Annotated in this window: 20 protein-coding genes; 10 read left to right on the top strand and 10 right to left on the bottom strand. The window is 68.4% G+C overall.

Annotation, left to right across the window (positions count from 1 at the left end; translation table 11 throughout):
- Nucleotides 1–21: 21 nt before the first annotated feature.
- Nucleotides 22–1,008 carry a FecR domain-containing protein gene (locus tag AC5LXK_RS07050; RefSeq protein ID WP_493390926.1) on the bottom strand — a complete coding sequence of 329 codons (987 nt, stop codon included), beginning with the start codon at nucleotides 1,006–1,008 and terminating at the stop codon, nucleotides 22–24.
- A 3-nt stretch (nucleotides 1,009–1,011) separates the two neighbouring features.
- A complete protein-coding gene (locus AC5LXK_RS07045; RefSeq protein ID WP_493390925.1) occupies nucleotides 1,012–1,521 on the bottom strand; it encodes a sigma-70 family RNA polymerase sigma factor in 510 nt (169 codons plus the stop codon).
- 482 nt (nucleotides 1,522–2,003) lie between these two features.
- On the opposite strand from AC5LXK_RS07045, the gene AC5LXK_RS07040 reads away from it, so the two are divergent.
- Together AC5LXK_RS07040 and AC5LXK_RS07035 are read left to right on the top strand one after the other, a co-directional pair.
- Nucleotides 2,004–3,164, top strand: a complete 1,161-nt coding sequence (locus AC5LXK_RS07040) for a porin (RefSeq protein ID WP_493390924.1) — start codon at nucleotides 2,004–2,006, stop codon at nucleotides 3,162–3,164.
- Nucleotides 3,165–3,567: 403 nt separating this feature from the next.
- A complete protein-coding gene (locus AC5LXK_RS07035; protein WP_493390923.1) occupies nucleotides 3,568–4,791 on the top strand; it encodes a transglycosylase SLT domain-containing protein in 1,224 nt (407 codons plus the stop codon).
- 177 nt (nucleotides 4,792–4,968) lie between these two features.
- On the opposite strand, the gene AC5LXK_RS07030 is transcribed toward AC5LXK_RS07035, so the two are convergent.
- Nucleotides 4,969–5,298: a hypothetical protein gene (locus tag AC5LXK_RS07030; protein WP_493391195.1), complete on the bottom strand. Its 330-nt coding sequence runs from the start codon at nucleotides 5,296–5,298 to the stop codon at nucleotides 4,969–4,971.
- Between the two features lie 233 nt (nucleotides 5,299–5,531).
- Nucleotides 5,532–6,278 carry a MipA/OmpV family protein gene (locus AC5LXK_RS07025; protein ID WP_493384277.1) on the bottom strand — a complete coding sequence of 249 codons (747 nt, stop codon included), beginning with the start codon at nucleotides 6,276–6,278 and terminating at the stop codon, nucleotides 5,532–5,534.
- A gap of 245 nt (nucleotides 6,279–6,523) precedes the next feature.
- Between AC5LXK_RS07025 and AC5LXK_RS07020 the strand changes: the two genes are divergently transcribed.
- Complete coding sequence (locus AC5LXK_RS07020) at nucleotides 6,524–7,249, top strand: response regulator (RefSeq protein ID WP_493390922.1); 726 nt, start codon at nucleotides 6,524–6,526, stop codon at nucleotides 7,247–7,249.
- Nucleotides 7,250–8,626 (top strand): ATP-binding protein, encoded by a 1,377-nt coding sequence (locus tag AC5LXK_RS07015; protein ID WP_493390921.1) that lies wholly within the window; start codon nucleotides 7,250–7,252, stop codon nucleotides 8,624–8,626.
- 56 nt (nucleotides 8,627–8,682) lie between these two features.
- On the opposite strand, the gene AC5LXK_RS07010 is transcribed toward AC5LXK_RS07015, so the two are convergent.
- The 4 genes from AC5LXK_RS07010 to AC5LXK_RS06995 are packed head-to-tail and all read right to left on the bottom strand — an operon-like array spanning nucleotide 8,683 to nucleotide 13,596.
- A complete protein-coding gene (locus AC5LXK_RS07010) occupies nucleotides 8,683–9,723 on the bottom strand; it encodes a FecCD family ABC transporter permease (protein ID WP_493390920.1) in 1,041 nt (346 codons plus the stop codon).
- A complete protein-coding gene (locus AC5LXK_RS07005; protein WP_493390919.1) occupies nucleotides 9,720–10,712 on the bottom strand; it encodes an ABC transporter substrate-binding protein in 993 nt (330 codons plus the stop codon). The genes AC5LXK_RS07010 and AC5LXK_RS07005 overlap by 4 nt, the downstream gene beginning before the upstream one ends.
- Complete coding sequence (locus AC5LXK_RS07000; RefSeq protein ID WP_493390918.1) at nucleotides 10,709–11,506, bottom strand: ABC transporter ATP-binding protein; 798 nt, start codon at nucleotides 11,504–11,506, stop codon at nucleotides 10,709–10,711. Before AC5LXK_RS07000 ends, AC5LXK_RS07005 begins: the two co-directional genes overlap by 4 nt.
- The gene (locus tag AC5LXK_RS06995; RefSeq protein WP_493390917.1) at nucleotides 11,506–13,596 is read right to left on the bottom strand and encodes a TonB-dependent receptor; all 2,091 of its coding nucleotides are present in this window, start codon (nucleotides 13,594–13,596) and stop codon (nucleotides 11,506–11,508) included. The genes AC5LXK_RS07000 and AC5LXK_RS06995 overlap by 1 nt, the downstream gene beginning before the upstream one ends.
- Before the next feature lie 618 nt (nucleotides 13,597–14,214).
- On the opposite strand from AC5LXK_RS06995, the gene AC5LXK_RS06990 reads away from it, so the two are divergent.
- Nucleotides 14,215–14,922, top strand: coding sequence for an OmpA family protein (locus AC5LXK_RS06990; protein ID WP_493390916.1), 708 nt, complete (start codon nucleotides 14,215–14,217; stop codon nucleotides 14,920–14,922).
- 26 nt (nucleotides 14,923–14,948) lie between these two features.
- Here the strand turns inward: AC5LXK_RS06990 and AC5LXK_RS06985 are convergent, their stop codons facing one another.
- The gene (locus AC5LXK_RS06985; protein WP_493390915.1) at nucleotides 14,949–15,857 is read right to left on the bottom strand and encodes a SphA family protein; all 909 of its coding nucleotides are present in this window, start codon (nucleotides 15,855–15,857) and stop codon (nucleotides 14,949–14,951) included.
- Between the two features lie 162 nt (nucleotides 15,858–16,019).
- Complete coding sequence (locus AC5LXK_RS06980; RefSeq protein WP_493390914.1) at nucleotides 16,020–16,943, bottom strand: LysR family transcriptional regulator; 924 nt, start codon at nucleotides 16,941–16,943, stop codon at nucleotides 16,020–16,022.
- Nucleotides 16,944–17,061: 118 nt separating this feature from the next.
- Here AC5LXK_RS06980 and AC5LXK_RS06975 point away from each other — a divergent pair, with 118 nt between their 5' ends.
- The 5 genes from AC5LXK_RS06975 to AC5LXK_RS06955 are packed head-to-tail and all read left to right on the top strand — an operon-like array spanning nucleotide 17,062 to nucleotide 22,105.
- The gene (locus AC5LXK_RS06975; RefSeq protein ID WP_493390913.1) at nucleotides 17,062–17,943 is read left to right on the top strand and encodes an intradiol ring-cleavage dioxygenase; all 882 of its coding nucleotides are present in this window, start codon (nucleotides 17,062–17,064) and stop codon (nucleotides 17,941–17,943) included.
- Nucleotides 17,940–18,242 (top strand): Dabb family protein, encoded by a 303-nt coding sequence (locus AC5LXK_RS06970; RefSeq protein WP_493390912.1) that lies wholly within the window; start codon nucleotides 17,940–17,942, stop codon nucleotides 18,240–18,242. Before AC5LXK_RS06975 ends, AC5LXK_RS06970 begins: the two co-directional genes overlap by 4 nt.
- 7 nt (nucleotides 18,243–18,249) lie before the next feature.
- Entirely contained in the window at nucleotides 18,250–19,317 is a 1,068-nt protein-coding gene (locus AC5LXK_RS06965) for a maleylacetate reductase (RefSeq protein ID WP_493390911.1), read from the top strand.
- Nucleotides 19,318–19,367: 50 nt separating this feature from the next.
- Nucleotides 19,368–21,041 carry a bifunctional 3-(3-hydroxy-phenyl)propionate/3-hydroxycinnamic acid hydroxylase MhpA gene (mhpA, locus tag AC5LXK_RS06960; RefSeq protein ID WP_493390910.1) on the top strand — a complete coding sequence of 558 codons (1,674 nt, stop codon included), beginning with the start codon at nucleotides 19,368–19,370 and terminating at the stop codon, nucleotides 21,039–21,041.
- On the top strand, nucleotides 21,038–22,105 hold the full coding sequence (locus AC5LXK_RS06955; protein ID WP_493390909.1) for an alpha/beta hydrolase: 1,068 nt from the start codon (nucleotides 21,038–21,040) through the stop codon (nucleotides 22,103–22,105). The genes mhpA and AC5LXK_RS06955 overlap by 4 nt, the downstream gene beginning before the upstream one ends.
- Nucleotides 22,106–22,112 lie beyond the last annotated feature (7 nt).

Below are 22,112 nucleotides of genomic sequence, written 5' to 3'. Positions count from 1 at the left end.
GCGAAATTTTTTTCGTTGCGCTCACGAACGGGCCGGCACGACGGTCGCCCAGTAACGCGTCAGGTAGGCGACGTCGATCGGCAGCGTCGCCTTCAGCGTGTCGAGCACGCGCGCGGGATCGTCGAGCGGAAAGGTGCCCGACACGCGCAGGTCGGCCACGGCTGCATCGCAGCGCAGGTTGCCGCGGCGATACCGGTCGAGCTCGGCGACGAGGTCGGCCAGCCGCATGCGCGACGCGACGAGCATGCCGCCCGTCCATGCCGACGCATACGCATCGAGCGGCGCCGGTGCGCCGATCGCATCGTGCGTGAAATCCGCCCCCTCCCCGGCCGCGATCACGCGCGTGCCGGCCGACGCATCGTCCGGCTGCACGCGCACCGCGCCCGCGAATACCTCGATGCGCGTCGCGCCGTCGCGCTGCCGCACCGCGAAGCGCGTGCCGAGCGGCCGCAGCTCGCCTTGCGCGGTCGCGACGACGAGCGGCCGCACGGGCACGCGATCGTCGTGGCCGCTCGTCACCATGATCGTGCCGCTCAGCAGGCGCAGATGGCGCGCGGCATCGTCGAAACGCACGTCGAGCGCCGTATCGGTATCGAGCACGACGACCGTGCGATCCGCGAGCGTGACCGTGCGCCGCTCGCCGACCGCCGTGCGCAGGTCGGCCGGCCAGATCGCCGCGCGCCGCGCGGGCTCGGCCATCCACGCGGCGCCGCCCGCGAACAGCAGCACGGCGAGCGCCTTCACGGCCGCGCGACGGCGCCCCGCCCGCCGCGGCAGCAGCGCCGCATGCGCGGCCTGAGGGTCGATCCCGGCCGCGAGCCGGCCGAACCGGCCCTGCACCGCTTCGATATGACGCCATGCCGCGTCGTGCGACGGATCCTCCGCGCGCCAGCGCGCGAGCGCGGCGGCGAACGCATCGTCGGTGCGGCCGGATTGCCCGTCGACCCACCATTCGACTGCGCGTCGCGCGACATGCGGCGGCACCGCCGGTGCGCCTGGCGTGGCCATCGGTCAGGCCGCCATCGCGAAGAAGCACTGCGTGCCGGCCTTCACGAGATGGCGCTTCACCGTCGCGAGCGACACGCCGAGTTCGCGCGCGATCTCGAGCTGCGTGAGCCCGTCCAGCTGCGAGAGCAGGAACGCCCGCTTCGCCGCGAGCGGCAGGCCGTCGAGCAGCCGGTCGATCTCAAGCAGCGTCTCGAGCACGACGGCCCGCTCTTCCGGCGACGGCGCGTACGCTTCGGGGCGCTGCGCGAGCACGTCGAGATACGCGCGCTCGATCTGCTCGCGCCGCCAGTGATTGCTCAGCACGCGCTGCGCGACCGTCGTCAGGAAGGCGCGCGGCTCGTCGGCGCCGATCGGCTCGTCGCGCGCGAGCAGGCGCATGAACGTGTCGTGCGCGAGGTCGGCCGCGCGGTGCGCGCAACCGAGCTTCCGGCTCAGCCAGCCGCGCAGCCACGCGTGGTGGCCGGCATAGAGTGCGTCGATTTCTCGATGGAGAGACAGCTTGTCAGCGGACATGGCCGGGTTCCGGGGTGCGCAGGCGTCAACGATTTTGTAAATGAGAATGATTATTATATACAAAAGTAAGCTTGCGGCCGGATTTCGGTGCGCGGCAGCCGGAGGCAGCGACCGATGGCGACGCCGCGACGACGACGCAGGTCGCGCGCGACGGGCGAATATCACATTCGTTACAGCCCGGCCAATTCACTTCGTTAAATAATGATTTGACGGATCGATAACAATATTCCGCCCGCTGCAATTCCGCCGGAAATCACCCGGAATTGTCACTGGATATGAAAAGCGCAATGAAAAAAATCACGAAAGGAAAGCCAATTGATACACGATTATCAATAATTCTAATCTCTCAATGGCTTATTTCGAAGAACGTCTCTGTCTGCGTCAGGCCACATCGGCGAATTTCATTTTTGCCGTTTTATCCCGGCTCTGTAGTCTCCTGCCATTCCGGATCACGAACACCAGCCAATGCGCAAGGAGATGAAATGAAACGCACGACCTTCTCGCTGATTTCCGTCGCGTCATTCGCGGCGATACCCGTCGCGCATGCGCAGTCGAGCGTCACGCTGTACGGCGTGATCGACACGTCGCTCACCTATGTGAACCACGCGCAGGGCAAGGACAACGCGTGGATGCTCGGCAACAGCAGCGCCGGCAACCTGGCCGGCAGCCGCTGGGGCGTGAAAGGCACCGAGGATCTCGGCGGCGGGCTGAAGGCACTGTTCCAGCTCGAGAACGGCTTCGACCCGAGCAACGGCCGGCAGGGCCAGGGCGGCCGCCTGTTCGGCCGTCAGGCCTTCGTCGGCCTGACGAGCGACCGCTACGGCACGCTCACGTTCGGCCGTCAGTACGACCCGCTCGTCGATCTCGTGCAGGGCATCACCGCCGACAACTATCTGGGCAGCGTGTTCGCGACGCCGGGCGACGTCGACAACTACGACAACAGCTTCCGCGTCGACAACGCGGTGAAGTACACGTCGGCCGTCTATTCGGGCCTGCAGTTCTCGACGATGTACTCGTTCGGCGGCATCGCCGGCAGCACCGGCGCCGCGCAGTCGTACTCGGCCGCCGTGTCGTACAACAACGGGCCGTTCAGCGTCGCGGGCGGCTACTTCCACGCGACCAACGGCCCTGCGTCGAACGGCCCGCGCAACGGCTGGACCAGCTCGTCGGACGGCACGTTCGACGGCCCCGTCAACAACGGCTACGCGAGCGCCCATTCGATCGGCATCGCGCGCATCGCGGGCCAGTACGTCGCGGGCCCGTTCACGTTCGGCCTCGGCTACAGCAACGCGCAGTACCGCCGCGACGCAAGCTCGGCGTTCGGCTCGAACGAGCACTACAACACGGGGCAAGGCTTCGTGAACTACCAGGCGACGAATGCGCTGCTCGTCGGCGTCGGCTACAGCTACACGCGCTCGGGCGGCGACACGTCGGCGACCTACCACCAGGTTTCGGCCGGTGCCGACTACAACCTGTCGAAGCGCACCGACGTCTACCTGAGCGCCGCGTATCAGCACGCGAGCGGCCGGACCGGCGACGGCAACGGCGGCTCGATGGCCGCGCAGGCATCGATCGGTTCGTACGGCTATGCGGGCACGAGCTCGCAGACGATCGTCAACCTCGGCCTGCGTCACCGCTTCTGATGCGGGTCGGCCGACTGCGCGGCACATGGTGCGCGGCCGGCCGAATTCGCATGGCGTACACGGCGGTTTCGGCCGCCGTTCCTTTTTTCCGCCGGTTTTCCCCGCGCCGGTCGCTGCCCGACAATTTCCCTCTTTGCTCGAACCTTTGTCGGCTTCACCGCGCGACTGACGTCATGCGTCAGGTTCGGATTGTCGCCATCGTATTGGCTTCCCCGGAATACCGGCCATTTTTACCGATCGCACAGCGTCGCGCCGCGTGATCCGATGCGATAAAAATGCGCGGCAAACGCGTGGGCAAATGCAAAGGAAAGTTTGACGCGAGCCATTTGCCTGCTTGCTATGGCACACTTCGCGTCTGCGTAATTTCCTTGCACCGGGCGGCCGGATTCCGCCCCATCCTGCCATGCCGCGTCATACAACCCGTTCGATCAGCCGCGAAACGCTGAAAATCGCCTCGACGATTGCGATGTCGTGCGCGCTGCACGGTGTCGCGCGGGCCGACTGCCTCGACGACGCGGCCGCGTTCCAGCATGTGAGCGTCAGCCTGATGCGCGGCATCGCGCAGGTCGAATCGGGGATGAATCCGAGCGCCGTCAACACGAATACCAACGGCACGGTCGACATCGGGCTGATGCAGATCAACAGTACGTGGCTGCCGACGCTCGCGCGCGAGGGCATCACGCGGGAAAGCCTGTTCGATGCGTGCACCAACGCGTATGTCGGCGCGTGGATCCTGTCGCAGAACATCCGCCAGCTCGGCGCCAACTGGAACGCGATCGGCGCGTACAACTCCGCGTCGCCCGACAAGCGCCTCGCGTACGCGCGCAAGGTCTATGATGCAATCCGGACCATGCCGGATTCGCCGGATACTCCCATGCCTATCCTGCCCCCCTCCTTTACGCCGCCGCAACAGGCACAGGCGTACAACCCGTTCGCGAGCCTGAGCGTGTCGGCTCCGCCGGTCACGCGCCCGCGCACGGCAGCGTCGCTCCCGCCGCCGCCTCCGCCGCCGCCGCAGGGCGGCCCCGCCGGCCCGGCCGGTACGTACAACTTCGGCTGGACGGTCACCGGTGCCGACCAGGCCAAGCCGACCCAGGTGTTCGACGACGGCGCGCGGATCTACGTGCAGTTCAGCGACATGAAGCATGTGCCGGCGATCTTCACCGAGACGTCGAGCGGGCGCGTGCTGATGTCGTGGGAGCTGCAGTTTCCGTATGCCGTCCTGACGCGTCCCGCGCAAACGTTAATCTTCCAGCTCGGGCCGTTCGAGGCGCGTGCGCAGCGTGGCGCGGCAACTGGCGGCATGACCGCGCAGGCCGGTACGGCAGGCGCGGCACCAGTCGCGGCATCGAAGAAGTCGGCCAATCCGGCGGCGAACGCCGCCACGAACGCGGCAACCGCTACAACGACGAAACGCACGGCGTCGGCCGATGCGCTGTGGTATCTGAATACGCCGTCGACGTCGGGAACGGCAACGACGGCCTCGCCGTCGACGGCAAACATTCCCGCCACGCTGCCGACAGCCATCACGTCGAACACGCCGCCGCCCGTGCCGGCTCAAGCGCCTGCTGCCGTGGCTCAGCCCTCGCGCGCCAGCGCGGACGCGCTGTGGTACATCTCGAAGTAACGCGCCGCCGATCGCCCGCGTCGCGCGGCGATCAATGCTCCGCGGTCGGCGGCAACCCGGGCGCGTTCAGGTCGTCCACCCATTGCAGTTCGGCCGCGCCGTTCCTCCTGAAATACACCCGCAGATAACGCGACGTCGATCGTCTTGTGTCCGGACGGGATGCCCCGGCATGGCCCGTCACCCGCGCCGCACCCAGATCACCTTCCCGTCGCGAATGCCGAGATTGCGGCGTTCCTGCCGGTAATCCATCGTGCCCGGCAGCGACTTGCCGTCGCGCTCGAGCACGCGCCACAGGCAGCCGTCCAGTTGCGCCGCCGCATCGGCCTCGGTCCTGCCGACCAGCGCATCGTCGGGCCCCGCGTCCGCCTTGCAGGCTTGCGGCGCGCCCGCCGGCCCGCCATTCGCCGGCGTGCTGCCCGAGCTCGATATTTTCGTGTTCATGTCCGCACATCCCGCAAACGTTGCGCTCGCAACCAGCGCCATCATCATCGCGATCGTCTTCTTCATCGGTTTCTCCCTGTCACGCCCGGCGATACTGGTGCGGCGTTCCTCGCCGAGCGGGCGTTGCAGCATGATCGGTTCCGCGAACTGCGGCCGTTCGCGCACCGGCCGCGCCGATTCGGCGCACCGGAGCCACGGGCTCGGCCTGGCGCCGAAGCCGACTGCATGTTACCGCAGGCCGTGCGGCCCGACGGCGCATGCACGACGATGGCCGGGTCACGCCTGCCCCGGCAACACGCTCAGAACTTGTAGGTCACGCCCGCGATGCCGTAGTAGTTGTTGCGCGACTGGACGATCGGGCTGTCGCCGGCGCGGCCGAGCAGGCGCGTCACACCACCGGTCGCGAGCACCGACCAGTGCTGCGACAGCGTCCAGTTCCACGCGACCGCCATCGACGCGCTGTCGATTCCGCCGCTCGCCGAATACGGCCGGAACCGGCTCGTCATCGACTGTGCGTCGGTCACGCCGTAGAACGTCTGCATGTAGCGCCCCGAGCCCGCGTGCACGGTGCCCGTCACGATGATCTCGTGCTGCGCCGTCTTGAACACCGGCACCGCGAGATCCATGTGTCCCGACACGCCGTGCGACGTTTTCGTCACGGGGGTATCGATCGTGACGCTCAGTTCCGCCGCGTTGAAGAGCGTCACGCCGGCACGCACGCCGACGAGCACCGAGCCCGGAATCCGGCCCATCCCCTTCAGGTAGTCCGAGCCCGGCAGGTCGAAGCGGTTCTCGTCCGCGCGGCCCGCGTCATAGCTCACGGCGGCCGACACGAACGCGCCGTGCGGCAGGTCCAGCCGGTAGCCGGCGCCCTGCGTGCTGTCGATGAAGAAGCCGCTGCCGAACTTCGCGGAAAACGACGGTGCAACGACGCCGCGCGTCTGGTTGCTGCCCTGGTAGCGCGGCGCGAAGCCACCACCAAGCGACAGCGAATACTGGTTTTCCGCGTGGGCGGCGGCGGCGAGGGTCAGGCCGGCGAGCGGCATGCAATAGCGGTAGCGGCGGAGTAATGGGCGCACAATATTGAGATAAGAGTGACTGAGCCCGCAGTCTAGGTGCCGCCGCACGTCAAGACTGTCCTGAATCCTCAGAGAATCTGTGCTCAATTGTGTTCGATTGTTCGAGATTGTCGCCCTGCTGCCCCGGCCCCCGGAACGCCGGATAGAATTCGCCTGCCGCGCCGCGCATCAACCTGCCGGAGGGGAAATGGCGCGTGCATCCTGAGGAGACCATGAACGAAGATCCGCTCAAATACCGTGTGCTGCTGATCGAGGACGACGATCGCCTCGCCCAGCTCGTCCGCGAATATCTCGACAGCTATGAATTCGCGGTGACGGTCGTCCGGCGCGGCGACCTCGCCGTCGCGGCGGTGCGCGAGCACCAGCCGGCCCTCGTGATACTCGACCTGATGCTGCCGAACCTCGACGGCATGGAGGTCTGCCGGCGCATCCGCGCGTTCACGAATGTCCCCGTGCTGATCCTGACCGCTCGCGCGGATGTATACGACCAGGTCGCGGGCCTCGAGACGGGCGCCGACGACTACGTGACAAAGCCGATCGAGCCGCGCGTGCTCGTCGCGCGCGCCCGCGCGCTGCTGCGCCGCGCACAGCCCGCCGCAGTGGAAACACCCGTTGCGGCACCCGACGCGCTCGTATTCGGCGAACTGACGATCTCGCCGCCCAACCGCACCGTCACGTGGCGCGGGGAGCCGGTCGACCTGAAGACGGCCGAATTCAACCTGCTGCTGATCCTCGCGCGCGCGGCCGGTACCGTGCTGAGCCGCGACGACATCCTGAAGCAGTTGCGCGGGATCGAATTCGACGGACTCGACCGCTCGGTCGATTCCGGTATCTCGAAGCTGCGCCGCCGCTTCGAGGACGCGTCATCGGAGCCGCACAAGATCAAGACGATCTGGGGGCGTGGCTACCTGTTCAGCCCTTCCGCGTGGGTCGAATAAATGCTGCGCCCGTTGATCAAGCTGTACCTCATCGTGATCGTGTGCGTCGCCGCGTCGATCGTCTTCATCCAGCTGGCGTTCGACCGGATCTTCTACGAGCGCGTCGCGCAGGCGCAGCGCGATTCGTTGACGACCTATTCGTTCGTGCTGAACGACTACCTCGAACGCCATCCGGGCGCGCAGCGCGGGCTCGCGCTGCGCGAACTTGCGCTGCACGGCAATGAAGGGTTCGGCTTCATGTCGATGCCCGACGCGCGCGCACAACTGAGCGGCGTGCCGCTGCGCGACCTCGATGCCGGCAGGATCGCGATCAGCTACAACGGCAAGGATTACTACATGCCGCTCGCGGACGGCTCGGTGCTGCATGCACGCCCGATCGAGCCGCCGGACCTCGACATCCGGATCTATGCGTACATGCTGCTCGCGCTCGCGACGCTGTTCGCGGTGGTGCTGTGGATTCACTATCACTGGCGCGACATTCGCAGGCTGCAGGATGCAGCCCGCTCGTTCGGCGCCGGCACGCTGTCGACGCGCGTGAAGCTGTCGGGAAAATCGAACATCTACGAGCTGTCGAAGCAGTTCAACGACATGGCCGAGCGCATCGAGGCGTCGATCAAGCAGCAGCGCGAAATGATGCACGGTATCTCGCACGAGCTGAAGACGCCGCTCGCGCGGCTCGAATTCGGGCTCGCGCTGCTCGCCGAACCCGACGAGACCGGACGGATGCGCGAACGCCGCGACGCGCTGCGGCGCGACGTGCGCGAACTCGACGAACTCGTCACCGAGCTGCTGACGATCGGCCGGCTCGAACAGGGGGCGAGCGAGCTCGCGCCGATGGAGGTCGTCGTCGACGCGCTGATCGACAGCGTCGCCGGCAACGTCGCGAACGACGTCGCTGATCGCGGCATCACGCTCGACGTGTCGACGCTCGGCGCACCCGCGACGCACGTATGCGACCCGAAGCTCGTCGCCCGCGCGCTGCTGAACCTGATCCGCAACGGCGCACGCTATGCGTCGCACAAGGTCCTGCTCTCCGCCCATTGCGATGCAACCGGCGCGCTCGTGCTGAGCGTCGACGACGACGGCCCCGGGATTCCGGCCGCCGAGCGCGCCCGCGTGTTCGAACCGTTCCAGCGACTCGATTCCAGCCGCGACCGGCAGACCGGCGGCTTCGGCCTCGGGCTCGCGATCGTGCGGCGCGTCGCGCAGGTGCACGGCGGCGACGTGCGACTCGAAGAATCGACGCTCGGGGGCGCACGCTTCGTGATCACGCTGCCCGTGCGGACGCTGTCCGACAGCCTCTTCGACGTGGCGGGCACCGATTCGTGTGCCAACACGCTCGGCGACGGCACGCGCACGACCACGCCGTCGCGATGACAGGTACGGCGGCCCGCCACCCCGCCCTTGCCCGAACGAAGCGGATTGCGCGCCGCTCAGCGGCGGCGCAGCAGCGCGACGAAGAACAGGCTGCCGAACATCGCGGTGACGATGCCGATCGGCAAATCCTCCGGCGCCGCGAGCGTGCGGGCCGCGACATCGGCGCATACGAGCAGGATCGCACCCGTCAGCGCAGCGACCGGCAGCAGCCGGCCGTGCTCGGCGCCGACGACGCGACGGCACAGATGCGGCGTCACGAGCCCGACGAAGCCGATTGCCCCGCTCACCGCCACCATCGCGCCCGTCGCGAACGACGCGACGACGAATACCTCGCGCCGCATCCGTGCGCTCGGCACGCCGAGCGACGCCGCGGCGACATCGCCCGACATCAGCGCATTCAGTTCGCGCCGGCGCGCGTATAGCGCGCCACCGGCGAGCACCGCGCATACGGCCGGCACCGGGAGCAGATCCCAGCGCGCGAGCCCGACGCCGCCGAGCATCCAGAACAGCACCGACGCCGCAGCGCGCTGGTCGCCGAGATACAGCAGCAGGTTGCCGAACGCGGCCATCATGAACGATACCGACACGCCGGCGAGCAGCAGACGGTCCGATTCGAGCCGGCCGCCCCGGTAAGCCAGCGCGATCACGCATGCGGTCGCGATGAGCGCACCTGCGAACGCGGCCGCCGACAACGTGAACGGCCCGAACGCCGCGCCGGCCACCACGGTTACCGCGACGGCGCCGAGCATCGCGCCCGCGCTCACGCCGAGCAGGTGCGGATCGGCCAGACGGTTCGCGGTCGCCGCCTGCAACGCGACCCCGACCGTTGCCAGCGTCGCGCCGACGATCGCGGCCAGCAGCGCGCGCGGCATCCGGATCAGCCAGACGATACTGTCGTCGCCCGAGCCTGCCGCGAACGCACCGGCTTCGCCGAACGCCGATGCGACGCGCGCGGCGACGATCCGCACCGCGTCCGGCATCGCGATCGGTGCCGGCCCGAACGCGGCCGACACGACGATCGACACGATCAGCAGCACGGCCAGCATCGGCAGCACGACGCGCATGCCGGGCCGCCCCGCCCGCCCGCTCACGCTCATCGCGCCGGCCCGGCGAACGCGGCCGGGTACAGTGCGCGGGCGAGCGTCTCGACCGCCGCGACGTTCTCGGGGCCGGGCGTCGCCGCATCGTACGGAATCACGACGAAGCGCCGGTCGCGGATTGCCGCCACGCGCGCGAGCGCCGGCTGGCTCGCCAGGAATTGCTGCTTCTGCGCAGCCGTTACCGCCGAATAGTCGACGATCACGATCACCTGCGGATCGCGTGCGACCACGCTTTCCCAGCTCACCTGCGTCCAGCTGCGCGACAGGTCGCCCATCACGTTGCGCGCGCCGGCCGCGGCCAGCAACGCCGTCGGCATCGCGAGCCCGCCCGCCGTCATCGGTTTGTCGGTGCCGCTGTCGTAGACGAACACGCGCAGCGGCGTCGGCTGCCCGACCGCGCGCGACACTGCCGCGAGACGCGCGCGCATCGCGGCGACGACCTGCGCGGCGCGCGCCTCGACGCCGAAGATCCGGCCGAGATTGTTCAGGTCGCGAAACACGTCGTCGAACGACGCGGCCGATTGCTTCATCACGTGCGAACACGATTCGGTCAGCTCGTACGTGCGGATCCCGAACGGCGCGAGCGTCGCGGGCGTCACCGAGCCGCCGACATGCATCCCGTAGTTCCAGCCCGCGAGATAGAAATCGGCGCGCGCGGCGGCCAGCACCTCGAGCGACGGATACTGGCTCGCCAGTTCGGGCACGCCGCGCAACGCATCGCGCACGCGTGCGGTGCCCGTCTTCCAGCCGCCGATACCCGTATAGCCGACGAGCCGGTCCTTCAGGCCCAGCACGAGCATCATCTCGGTCAGGTTCACGTCGTTGCTCACCGCACGCGTCGGCGCGCGGTCGAACGTCACATCGCGGTCGCAACTGCGCACCGTGACGGGATAGGCGCCTGCGTGCGCGGCGGCGCAGCCGAGCACGGCGGCGGCAACCAGCCGGCGCGCGACGGAGGACAAGTCAGGAAACGGCATGGCGGTCATTCCGGATGAAGCGGCGTGATGCGCGGCCGGCCCGTGACGGGATGGCGATCGACGAGCGCGGCGACGCCGAACACGTCGCGCAGCAGCGCTTCGGTCAGCACATCGTCCGGCACGCCGGATGCGACAACCCGGCCGTGCTGGAGCACGTGGAGCCGGTCGCAATACGCAGCCGCGAGATTGAGGTCGTGAATCGTCGCGAGCGTCGCGATGCCGAGGCGGCGCACGCGCGCGAGCAGTTCGAGCTGGTGACGCAGGTCGAGATGGTTGGTCGGTTCGTCGAGCAGCAGCAGTTCGGGTTGCTGCGCAAGCGCGCGGGCCAGCAGCGCGCGCTGCTTCTCGCCGCCGGACAGCGACGCGAAGCGTTGCGCGCGTCGCTCGACGAGGCCGACGTCGTGCAGCGCGGATTCGACGATCCCGCGATCGTCGGCCGATTCCGCATCGAACGGCCGCTTGTGCGGCGTGCGGCCCATGCCGACCAGTTCGTCGACCGTCAGCCCGAAATCGTCCGGCGTCTCCTGCTGCAGCACCGCGATGCGCTGCGCGACCGCACGCGGCCGCATGCGCCACACGTCCTGCGCATCGAGCGCGACGCGGCCCGCGTCGGGCCGCGCGTAACGGAACACGCAGCGCAACAGGCTCGTCTTGCCGCTACCGTTCGGGCCGACCAGCCCGACGAACTCGCCTTCGGCAACGGTCAGCGTCACCGAATCGAGCACGGTGACCGCGCCGCCGGGAGACCAGCTCACGCGTTCGATGTCGAGCATGCGGGTGACGGGACGCACGTCGCGCCGCATCAGAAGCGCATCGTCGCGACGAGCTCGGCCGAGCGCGACGGACCGAGCAGCCACTGCTCCCCGCCGTTCGACGTCGTCACCGCGTACGTGCGGTTCGCGAGGTTGCGCAGGTACAGCGCGAGCTCGGTGCGCGCCGTCGGCTGCCAGCGCAGCGATGCGTCGAACACCGTATACGACGGCACCTGCAGGCGGTTCGCATCGTCGCCGTAGGTCGCGCCGACATAACGCACGCCCGCATTCGCCTGCCAGCGCTCGGCGAATGCCCAGCCGAGCCACAGGTTCGCCGTCTGCTGCGGCACGTTGGACGGCACGTTGCCGGCCCGCGACACCGTCACGCCGCCGGTCGTCTGGTTGAACGCGTCGTAACGCGCCCGCAGCAGCGCGACGTTCGCATCGATCGTCCAGCCGTGCGGCAGCCGCGCGCCGCCGGTCAGCTCGACGCCGCGCGACGATTGCCGGCCGACCTGCTGGCGCAGCGCCGGATTGAACGGATCGGTGCTGAGCAGGTTGCGCTTCGTGATGTCGTACACCGCGAAGGTCCAGTACGCGCGTCCGTCGAGCAGCGTCTGCTTGAGCCCGGCCTCCCATTGCTCGCCGGTCGCGAGCCGGTAGCTCGCCTGCGACGCCGACAACGTCACGAGCGACCCGAGCCCTTCCGCGCCCGTCGTGTACTGCGCATACGCGCTGAGCGTCGGCGCGACTTCGAACACGAAACCCGTGCGCCAGCCGACGTTCGCGAAACGCTTGTCGAAGCCCGCGCCGGTAGCCGCCTGCTCGCGGCTGAACGCGATATGGTCGTAGCGCAGGCCGCTCACCCACGCGAGCCGCGGCAGGACTTCGAGCCGGTTCTCGGCGAACACGGCGGCCTGCCGCGCCCGCGTGCCGAACTGCGGCACCGTCGGATCGGGGCTCGTGAACACGCCCGGGTCGAAGCCGTGCACGGGCACCGTCGATTCGCCGCCGTACGGCGAATTGTTGGTGCCGCTGAACGTGATCTGGCTGAATTCCGTGCCGACGACGAAGCGGTTCGCACGGCCGAACAGCGTGCCGTCGAAGCGCGCGCTCAGCCGGTCGCCGATCTGCCGCTGATGGTGGCCGATGTCGAGATAGTCGCTGCGCGTGACGATTCCCGTCGCCGGATCGAGCGCATACGATTCGGCATTGCGCCAGTGGCGGTTCGAGGTCAGGTAGTAGAGCTGGTTGTCGATCGTCACGCCGGCCGTGGGCCGGTAGCTGGCCGACAGGCGCGTCCACTGGTCGTAGTACGAAATCGTCGCATCGCCGACGTTGTAGTTGAGCTTGCGCAGCGACGGATCGAGCACGCCGTTCGGTGCCGGCACGCCGTAGTATGTCGCCGGCATCTGGCGGCCGTAGTCGTAGTCGAGCGTCAGCGTGAGCTGCGGACTCACGTCGAATTTCAGCGCGCCGCCGATCGCCGTCGTATGCGTATCGGCCCGCTCGGCAAGCCCGTTGGCGCGCGCATCGCTCGCATAGAAGCGGTACGACAGCCGCGGGCCGAGCGCGCCCGTCGTGTCGAACCCGGCGCGCTTCGCGCCGTCGGGGCCGACGCCGACCTGCAGCGTCGTCTCGCGCGTGCGCTGCGGCCGCTTCGGCACCACGTTCACGACCCCGCCGATCGCGCCTTCGCCGTACAGCACCGAGGCCGGGCCGCGCAGCACGTCGATGCGCTCGACCGACCAAGTATCGAACGGAAACGTGATCGTGCCGGCCGCCGGCATCAGCCGCACGCCGTCGAGCAGCGTCATCACCGATTCCTGCCCGCTGAAGCCGCGCACGCTCAATGCGGTGCCGCCGGTGCCCGGCGCCATCGCGCTCGAAAAACCCGCCGTGCGCGTGACCGCGTCGAGCACGGTGCGATCGCCGCGCGCTTCGATCGTATCGGCCGTGACCGTCTCGACGCTCGCGGGCGTGTCGAGGCTCGCCAGGCCGAGCCGCGAACCCGTTTCGAGCGGCTGCGTCAGCCGGTCGGCCGGCGCGGATGACGCGGTGACGTTGATCGCCGGCAGCGCGTGCCGGTCATCCGTCGCGGGTGCTGCGCCTTCGGCAGCCAGTGCACCGGAAGTGGCCATCGCACAGCCCAGCAGGGTCGTGCAACTCCGCGCGGCTCGGGTACGCCAGACGCCGGCGCGCCGGCGCGGTGCAGGAGAGTGCCGGTCCCCGTGCGCCGGCTGCTTTCTGGTTTTCGTCACGTCTCGTATCGATCTTCGTGTGTGTCGCCGCGCGCGGCCGAACCGGGCAGTCCGGCCGGCCAGCGGCGAAAACGTCAGATGATACAAAATATCAACTCGATTCGTCAGGATTTTGTCAGCTTCGATCGCCGTGCACGATCGCCCGGCTCCGACGGCTATTCACGCACGCTCGAATCACATCACGCCAAATCGCTCAGTACTCCATCACACACATCGACTGCTCGATCGTATCGATGCATCGCTGCGCGACTCGCGGACACCTTCCTCAACGGCGACCGGCATTACGTCGCGTTACCCCGCCACACTCGTCCGCACCGGCGTCGAATCGCGATCGTCGTTGCGTACCCGGCCACGACGGCGGGCCGTCGCCGATTCCAGCGGCGACGTTTGCTTACACACCGCAAAGGCTTTTCATCATGTGACCCGCTAGCCTTGCATCAGCGCGCATGTTCATGAACACACGCTCCGTTCGACCTCCGATACGCTGGACCACTCATCATGAAACAGATCACCTGCCGTCACGCTGCCGGCGTCACACGCCCCCGCATCGCATTTGCACTTGCCGCCTGCAGCGCCCTCGCCGCCGCGTGGTTCGGCGGCATCGCACCCGCTCGCGCCCAGGTCATGGTGCTGGCGCCACCGGCGCCGGTCTACGAGACCGCGCCCGCGCCGCGTGTCGGCTATGCATGGGAACGCGGCTACTGGGGCTGGCAGTACGGCCGCTACGTGTGGGTGCCCGGCCACTGGACGGCGGTCGAGCGCCGCGTCGTGATCGCGCCGCCTGCCCCGCCCGTTGCGCAGGTGATGCGGCTCTCGGCCGACGCGCTGTTCGCGTTCGATCGCGGCGATCTCGCCGACATCCTGCCGGGCGGCCGGGCCGACATTCGCGACATTGCGGCCAGGCTGGCCGCGACCCGCTTCGGACGCATCGAAGTGCGCGGCTATACGGATCGACTCGGCGCGCCGGCGTACAACCTGCAACTGTCGCAGCGCCGCGCGAACGCCGTGAAGGCGCTGCTCGTGCAGAACGGCATCCCTGCCGACCGTATCGATGCGCGCGGGCTCGGTCAGCAGGATCCGATCACGCATTGCAGCGACAGCCAGTCGCACGACAGCCTCGTCGCATGCCTGCAGCCCGACCGTCGTGTCGAGATCGTGACCTTCGCGCGAACGAACGATCGCTACGGGCCGCCGCCGCGACCCTGATGCGGGACGCGGCCGGCCGCGGGCGCTCATAACGGGAAACTGAACTGCACCCACAGCTTGTCGCCCTGCGGCCGGTTGCGCACCGCGAACTCGTGCTGGTACTTGACGACCACCCCCGACGCCGGCCCCCACATGTAGCGCAGTTGCGGACCGATCGCGACCGACTGCCCGCGAAAGCCGTCCGCCCCGACCTTCACGCCGTCCTGCGTATCGTCGGTGAACTGCTTCAGGACCGTGCCCTGCACGCCGAGCTGCACGCGCCGGTCGATCGAATAGCCGATCAGGTAGTCGAGCACGGCGACCGCGCCCGAGTGGTAGCGTGTCGCATGGTTCGGCGAATTCAGCTCCAGCAGCGTGGTCGTCGATATTTCCCAGTCACGCCCCGGAAACCAGGTCGTGCTGAGATACGGCAGGAACGCATACGTGTTCAGCCCCGGGTTCGCGATCCGGTTCACCGCGTACGCGCCCGTCGGCACCGCGAACGACGGCGAGAAGAACGCGAAGAACGTCTTCGACGCATTCGCATAGTTGATCATGAGTGGCTCGAGGATCACGTCGCCGAGCGACGTGCGGTTGCCGGTGCCGCCCGGCGTCGACAGATGCAGGTGCACGATCGGCACGATCGCGCTGCTCGACAGCGAGAACGGCCCGAACGTCGCACCCCAGGTATGAACGACGCGCGGCGTTTCCGCGACGACGCTCAGGTGGAATCCCGGCACCGCGCTGCCGCCGTCCGGCCCGGCGAAGCGGTTCGCCGAGTAATACAGCGAATAGTTGAAGTACTGCGTGTTGCCGGGCGGCGGCAGCAGCCCGTTCAGCACCGTGTTGACGCCGAACGGATAGCTGATCTGCCCGCCCTCCGTGGCCGATGCCGGCACGTGAATGGCTCCGGCGATCAGGAGTGCCAACGGCACTCGTCGCAATGCGTGTTTCATGTCGTCTCCAGACCGGATTGTTATCGTGTGATCGCGAGCCGGGCTCTGCTGGCCCGGGGACACGCAATGTAAATCGCACGACAGCGGCGAAAAAGACGACGATCGGGAGAACAGTTCTCCGTTACACGGAGAAATGCGCGGCCGCGCGGCACCCGCCGGCGATCAGCGGCCGACTTCCTTCCATTTGCGCGCGAGCCCGAGGCGCTCGAACCGCTCGATCAGGAACTCGGTGAAGACGCGGATCTTCGCCGGCTGGTGGCGGCGGCTCTGGTACGCGATGTTGACGGTGAGCGCCGGCAGTTGCCAGTCGGTGAGCACCGGCACGAGTTTCCCCGCGACGATATCGTCGTGGATGATGTAGAGCGGCTGGATCAGGATGCCGAACCCGGCAAGCGCCGCCGCGCGGATCACCTGCCCTTCGTTCGCCTCGAGCACGCTCTTGATCGTGACCGACTGCTTCTTTGCGCCGTGGCGGAAATGCAGCACGTAAGGGTCGTTCGCGAGGTTGTAGACCAGCAGCCGGTGATCGCACAGCGCATCGGGCGTCGCCGGCGCGCCGTGCTTCGCCAGATATCCGGGCGACGCGGCCAGCACGCGCCGCGTCTCGGCGAGCTTGCGCACCGTGATGCCCGAATCCGCTTCGTGCTCGCGCGTGCGGATCGCCACGTCGATGCCGGCCTCGATGAAATCCGGGTAGCGGTTCGCCGCGACGATCTGCACGTTCAGGTTCGGGTAGCGCCGGTGAAACTCGGGCAGCGCGGGCGCGATATAGATCGACGCGAACGACACCGACGCGGTCACGCGCAGCGTGCCGGCCGGATTGACGCTCGCCTCGTTGACGGCCGCATCGGCCTCCGACAGCTCCGTCAGGATCGCGACGCAGCGCCGGTGATATTCATGCCCGGCGTCCGTCAGCCACAGGCGGCGGGTGGTCCGCTCGACGAGCCGCGCGCCCAGCCGCTCTTCCAGCGCGTTCAGGCAGCGGCTCGCCGCCGCGCTCGACATGTCGAGCCGCTCGGCGGCCTTCGACAGGCTGCCCAATTCCGCCACCTGTACGAAAAATTCGATCTGCGTCCACTTGTCCATGCGTTCGATTCTTCCATCTGGCGGAGAACAAAACTCCTCCAAACCATCTTTTTTACGATTCAAGGAGGAATTAATGTTACGTCAACGCGCCATCGAACGACATCAGGAGACACCCCCTATGCGCAATCTCAACGAAGACACCATCACGCAGGCGGTGATTGCGTCGCTCTCCGGCTGCCGCGACGAGCGGCTGCGCACGGTGATGACGAGCCTCGTCCAGCACCTGCATTCGTTCGCCCGCGAAACGAAGCTCACCGAGGCCGAGTGGCAGGCGGCGATCGGCTTCCTGACGGCCGTCGGCCACATCACCGACGACAAGCGCCAGGAGTTCATCCTGCTGTCCGACGTGCTCGGCCTGTCCACGCTCGTGACCGCGCAGAACCACGCAAAACCGGCCGGCTGCACGGAAGCCACCGTGTTCGGACCCTTCTACGTCGACGGCAGCCCCGAATTCGCGATGTTCGACGACATCGCGAACGGCGCCTGCGGCGAGCCCTGCTTCGTGTCCGGCCACGTGCGCGGCATCGACGGCACGCCGGTCGCGCATGCGTCGCTGGAAGTCTGGCAAGCCGACGAAGACGGCCACTACGACGTGCAGTTGCCTGCCGACGACGGCTCGGTCACGCATCGCGCGCGCGGCCGGCTGCGCAGCGGCGCCGATGGCCGTTACGCGTTCCGCTCGATCCTCGCGGAGCCTTATCCGATTCCGCACGACGGCCCCGTCGGGGCGATGCTCGATGCGCTCGGCCGCCACCCGTGGCGCCCCGCCCACCTGCACTTCATGATCGAAGCGCGCGGCTACGAAACGCTGATCACGCACGTGTTCCGCGACGGCGACCGCTATCTCGACTCCGACGCGGTGTTCGGCGTGCGTTCGACGCTCGTCGCCGACTGGGTGCGGCACGCGCCGGGCATCGCACCCGACGGCTCGCGGATGGACACGCCGTTCTACACGCTCGACTACGACTTCGTGCTGAATCGTGCGGAGCGTGCCGCATGATCCGGCACATCGTGATGTGGAAGGTTGCCGGCACAACCGATCACGACCGCGCGGAGGCGCGCGCCAGCGTCAAGACCGCCTTCGAAAGCCTGCGCGGCCGGATTCCGGGCATGACGCACCTCGAGGTCGGGGCCGATTTCAGCGCGACCGATTACGCGTGCGACCTGATTCTCGTCACCGAATTCGAATCGCGCGAAGCGCTCGACGGCTATGCAACGCATCCCGAACACACACGCGTACGCAACGCACTGACGGGCCTGCGCATCGCGCGCCATCAGGTCGACTACGCAACGGAGTAACGACGACATGAACTTCATCTACCAGGCACGCCCTGCCCGCGTGATCTTCGGCACAGGCAGCCTCGAGCACCTCGAGCGCGAAGTGCTGGAGCTGGGCGCGCAGCGCGCGATCGTGCTCTGCACGCCGGAGCAGCGCGGCCTCGCGCAGCACATCGTCGATCGGCTGGGTGCGCGTGCCGCCGGGCTGTACGACCGCGCGACGATGCACGTACCGATCGAGATCGCCCGCGATGCGCAGGCGTTCGCCCGGTCATGCGACGCCGATTGCGCGATCGCGATCGGCGGCGGCTCCACGATCGGCCTCGGCAAGGCGATCGCGCTCGAAAGCAGCCTGCCGATTCTCGCGATACCGACAACGTATGCCGGCAGCGAAATGACGCCGATCTACGGCCTGACCGAAGGCGGCCTCAAGCGCACGGGCACCGATGCACGCGTGTTGCCGAAGACGGTGATCTACGACCCGGCGCTCACCGTCACGCTGCCGGTCGAACTGTCCGTGACGAGCGGCCTCAACGCAATCGCGCATGCGGCCGAGGGCCTGTACGCGAACAACGCGAATCCCGTCATGAGCCTCGTCGCCGAGGAAGGCATTCGCGCGCTGGCGCGCGGCCTGCCCGGCGTGCGGCGCGACCCGGCCGATCTCGATGCGCGCGGCGACGCGCTCTACGGCGCGTGGCTGTGCGGCATGGTGCTCGGCAACGTCGGCATGGCGCTGCACCACAAGCTCTGCCACACGCTCGGCGGCAGCTTCAACCTGCCGCACGCGCCGACCCATACGGTCGTGCTGCCGCATGCGCTCGCGTACAACGCCGCGCACGCGCCCGAGGCCATGCAGCGGATCGCGCGTGCGATCGGCACGAACGACGCCGCGCGCGGCCTCTACGCGCTCGCACGCGACAACGGCGCACCGGTCTCGCTGCAAGCGATCGGCATGCAAGAAGCCGACCTCGATCGCGCGGCCGATCTCGCAGCCGCCAATCCGTACTGGAACCCGCGCCCGATCGAACGCGACGGCCTGCGCGCGCTGCTGCAGGACGCCTTCGACGGCAACCTGCCCGGCTCGACCGCGCGCTGAGCCGCACCCACGACACACCCACAATCGAACCCGTCATGGAGACAACCCGCATGAATACCGAACCGAGCGAACAGCGCCACGGCAACGTCGAGACGTGCGACGTCGCGATCGTCGGCTACGGCCCGACCGGCCTCGTCGCCGCATCGATGCTGGGCCGCGCCGGCCACCGCGTGATCGTGCTCGAACGCTGGCCGACGCCTTACGGCCTGCCGCGCCTCACGCACATCGACGGCGAAACCGCGCGCATCGTGCAGGCCAGCGCCGACGTCGATCACGCGCTGCGCAACGCGAAGGCCGTCGACACCTACCACTACTGCGACGCGAACGGCGACCTGCTGCTCGAACTGAACTGGACCGGCCGCGCATGCGGCTATCCCGCGCACATCTCGATCTACCAGCCCGACATCGAGGATGCGATCGATGCGCGCGCCAGCGGGTTCCGGAACGTGACGATCCTGCGCGGCTGGGAAGTCGACACGCTGCAGCAGGACGACAACGGCGTGACACTGACCGCGCATCCGTGGCGCGGCGGCCAGGACGCGCAATGGACCGGCCAGCCGCGTACCATCCGCGCGCGCTACCTGATCGGCGCGGACGGCGCGAACAGCCTGGTGCGCCGCGCGCTCGGCATCGAACGCTCCGACTTCGGCTACAACGAGCGCTGGCTCAATCTCGATTCGGAGAACAAGCGCGATCTCGGCGACGGCTGCGCGCGCACGACGATCTACTGCGACCCCGCACGCGCGTACATGCACATGCCGATCGGCACGAAGCGCACGCGCTTCGAGCTGCGCGTGCTGCCGGACGAATCGACGGCCGAATGGGAAACCGAGGAAGCCGGCTGGAAGTGGCTCAAGGATCACTACGGTTACGGCCCGGACGACCTGAAGCTGCTGCGCCACGTCGTCTACACGTTCGAGACGCGCATGGCCGAACGCTGGCGTACCGGCCGCGTGCTGCTCGCGGGCGACGCGGCGCACACGATGATGCCGTACATGGGGCAAGGCGCGTGCTCCGGCATGCGCGACGGCATCAACCTCGCATGGAAACTCGATCTCGTGCTGAGCGGTCGTGCATCCGCCGGCCTGCTCGACACGTACGAAGCCGAGCGCCGCCCGCACGTGACCGCGATCACGCAGATGTCGCTGTTTCTCGGGCAGGTCGTCAACGAGGACGATCCGCGCAAGGTCGCCGAGCGCGACGCGGCGTTCCGCTCGGGCAACATGCCGCCGATGCCGCCGTTCCCGAAGCTCGGCCACGGCATCGTGCACGCCCAAGCCGACGGGACGCTGCTGCCGGCCACGGGCGCACCGGCACCGCAAGGCCGCGCACGCCGCGGCGCCGCCGAAGGCCGCTTCGACGACGTGGTCGGCCAGGGCTTCCAGCTCGTCACGTTCGAGCATCCAGCCCGCCATCTCGACGACGCGCAGCGCGCATTCCTCGCCCGGCTCGGCTGTCACGTGGCCGTGCTGGCCGACGACGTGTGCGCGCCGGATGCGGTGATCGACCTCGACGGCGAGCAGCACGCGTTCATGCATGCGCACGGCATCGCCGCGTATATCAAGCGGCCCGATTTCATCGTATTCGGTTCGGTGGCCGACCTGCGCGATCTCGGCGCGCTCGTCGATGCGCTGCGCGACACGCTGCACTGGTCGCCGGAACCCGCCACCGGCCAAGGTGTCGACAGCCGCCGCACACGCCTCGTGAAGGAGACCCACGCATGACGACCGAACTGTCACCGTTCGCGCTGTCGCTGCAGCGCGCGATGCCCGTCACGCGCCTGCTCGATTGCGGGATGGACTATGCGGACGCAACGGCGCTGCACGCGCGCACGTCGGCCGGCGAACCGTGGGATGTCGCGGCCGAGGCGCTGGCCGACGCGCAACTCGCGCGCGCCACGCAGGCGGCGGACGCCGGCCACCTGGTCACGGCCGCCGACGCGCAGGCGCTGGCCATCGCGAACCTGCTGTTCGCGCAGATGGCGTTCAACCACGACGCGCCGCGCAAGCGCGCGCTCTATGCGCGGCTCGTCGACGCCTCGCACGGCCTCGCGCGCTGGTCCGACAAACGGATCGAACGCGTCGAACTGCCGTTCGGCGACGCGCGCCTGATCGGCTGGCTGGTGCGCCCGCCGGTGGAGCAGCTGCGCGGCACCGTGATCGTGTTCGGCGGCCAGAGCGGCTGGGGCTTCGCCTACTGGCCGATCGCCCGCGCACTCGCCGCGCGCGGCGTCGCCACGCTGCTCGCCGAAGGGCCGGGCCAGGGCGAGACGCGGCTCGAACAGCGGATGTTCGTCGACGTCGACATGAGCGCCGCGTATCGGCGCTTCGTCGATCACGTCGCCGAGCATGTGCCCGGGCCGGTCGGCATCTGGGGAAACAGCGTCGGCGGGTTGTGGGCCGCGTCGACCGCGGCGAGCGACCGGCGCATCGCAGCCTGTTGCGTGAACGGCGCACTGGCGGCACCGACGCTGCTGCCGTTCCGCACGTTCGTCGAGCAGGCCGCGGCGATGCTCGGCAACGACGATCCCGATGCGGTCGCGGCGAACTTCGCGCGCATGCGCTTTTCGTCGGAGCGCGACCGCATCGCGTGCCCGCTGCTGGTGCTGCACGGCGGCGAGGATCCGCTGATCCGGCTCGACGACCAGCAGCCGTTTCTCGACGCGGCGACGTCAGGCGATGCGACACTGAAGATCTGGCCGGACGGCGAGCATACGATCTACAACCATGGGTCCGAGCGCACCGCGTTCGTGTGCGACTGGTTCGTCGAGCGGCTGGCGAAGGCGTAGTCACACC

This window comes from Burkholderia pulmonis (assembly GCF_984667975.1).
The sequence above is the reverse complement of the archived record's forward strand: the minus strand, read 5'-3'. Positions and strand labels throughout refer to the sequence as shown.

Excerpts from the sequence above, each read along its gene's own strand:
- AC5LXK_RS07040 (WP_493390924.1), top strand. The coding sequence starts at position 2,004 with ATGAAACGCACGACCTTCTCGCTGATTTCCGTCGCGTCATTCGCGGCG.
- AC5LXK_RS07045 (WP_493390925.1), bottom strand. The coding sequence starts at position 1,521 with ATGTCCGCTGACAAGCTGTCTCTCCATCGAGAAATCGACGCACTCTAT.
- AC5LXK_RS06955 (WP_493390909.1), top strand. The coding sequence starts at position 21,038 with ATGACGACCGAACTGTCACCGTTCGCGCTGTCGCTGCAGCGCGCGATG.
- AC5LXK_RS07030 (WP_493391195.1), bottom strand. The coding sequence starts at position 5,298 with ATGAAGAAGACGATCGCGATGATGATGGCGCTGGTTGCGAGCGCAACG.
- mhpA (WP_493390910.1), top strand. The coding sequence starts at position 19,368 with ATGAATACCGAACCGAGCGAACAGCGCCACGGCAACGTCGAGACGTGC.
- AC5LXK_RS07035 (WP_493390923.1), top strand. The coding sequence starts at position 3,568 with ATGCCGCGTCATACAACCCGTTCGATCAGCCGCGAAACGCTGAAAATC.
- AC5LXK_RS06965 (WP_493390911.1), top strand. The coding sequence starts at position 18,250 with ATGAACTTCATCTACCAGGCACGCCCTGCCCGCGTGATCTTCGGCACA.
- AC5LXK_RS07010 (WP_493390920.1), bottom strand. The coding sequence starts at position 9,723 with ATGAGCGTGAGCGGGCGGGCGGGGCGGCCCGGCATGCGCGTCGTGCTG.
- AC5LXK_RS07015 (WP_493390921.1), top strand. The coding sequence starts at position 7,250 with ATGCTGCGCCCGTTGATCAAGCTGTACCTCATCGTGATCGTGTGCGTC.
- AC5LXK_RS06980 (WP_493390914.1), bottom strand. The coding sequence starts at position 16,943 with ATGGACAAGTGGACGCAGATCGAATTTTTCGTACAGGTGGCGGAATTG.
- AC5LXK_RS06990 (WP_493390916.1), top strand. The coding sequence starts at position 14,215 with ATGAAACAGATCACCTGCCGTCACGCTGCCGGCGTCACACGCCCCCGC.
- AC5LXK_RS06995 (WP_493390917.1), bottom strand. The coding sequence starts at position 13,596 with ATGGCCACTTCCGGTGCACTGGCTGCCGAAGGCGCAGCACCCGCGACG.
- AC5LXK_RS06970 (WP_493390912.1), top strand. The coding sequence starts at position 17,940 with ATGATCCGGCACATCGTGATGTGGAAGGTTGCCGGCACAACCGATCAC.
- AC5LXK_RS07025 (WP_493384277.1), bottom strand. The coding sequence starts at position 6,278 with ATGCCGCTCGCCGGCCTGACCCTCGCCGCCGCCGCCCACGCGGAAAAC.
- AC5LXK_RS07005 (WP_493390919.1), bottom strand. The coding sequence starts at position 10,712 with ATGACCGCCATGCCGTTTCCTGACTTGTCCTCCGTCGCGCGCCGGCTG.
- AC5LXK_RS07020 (WP_493390922.1), top strand. The coding sequence starts at position 6,524 with ATGAACGAAGATCCGCTCAAATACCGTGTGCTGCTGATCGAGGACGAC.
- AC5LXK_RS07000 (WP_493390918.1), bottom strand. The coding sequence starts at position 11,506 with ATGCGGCGCGACGTGCGTCCCGTCACCCGCATGCTCGACATCGAACGC.
- AC5LXK_RS06985 (WP_493390915.1), bottom strand. The coding sequence starts at position 15,857 with ATGAAACACGCATTGCGACGAGTGCCGTTGGCACTCCTGATCGCCGGA.
- AC5LXK_RS06975 (WP_493390913.1), top strand. The coding sequence starts at position 17,062 with ATGCGCAATCTCAACGAAGACACCATCACGCAGGCGGTGATTGCGTCG.
- AC5LXK_RS07050 (WP_493390926.1), bottom strand. The coding sequence starts at position 1,008 with ATGGCCACGCCAGGCGCACCGGCGGTGCCGCCGCATGTCGCGCGACGC.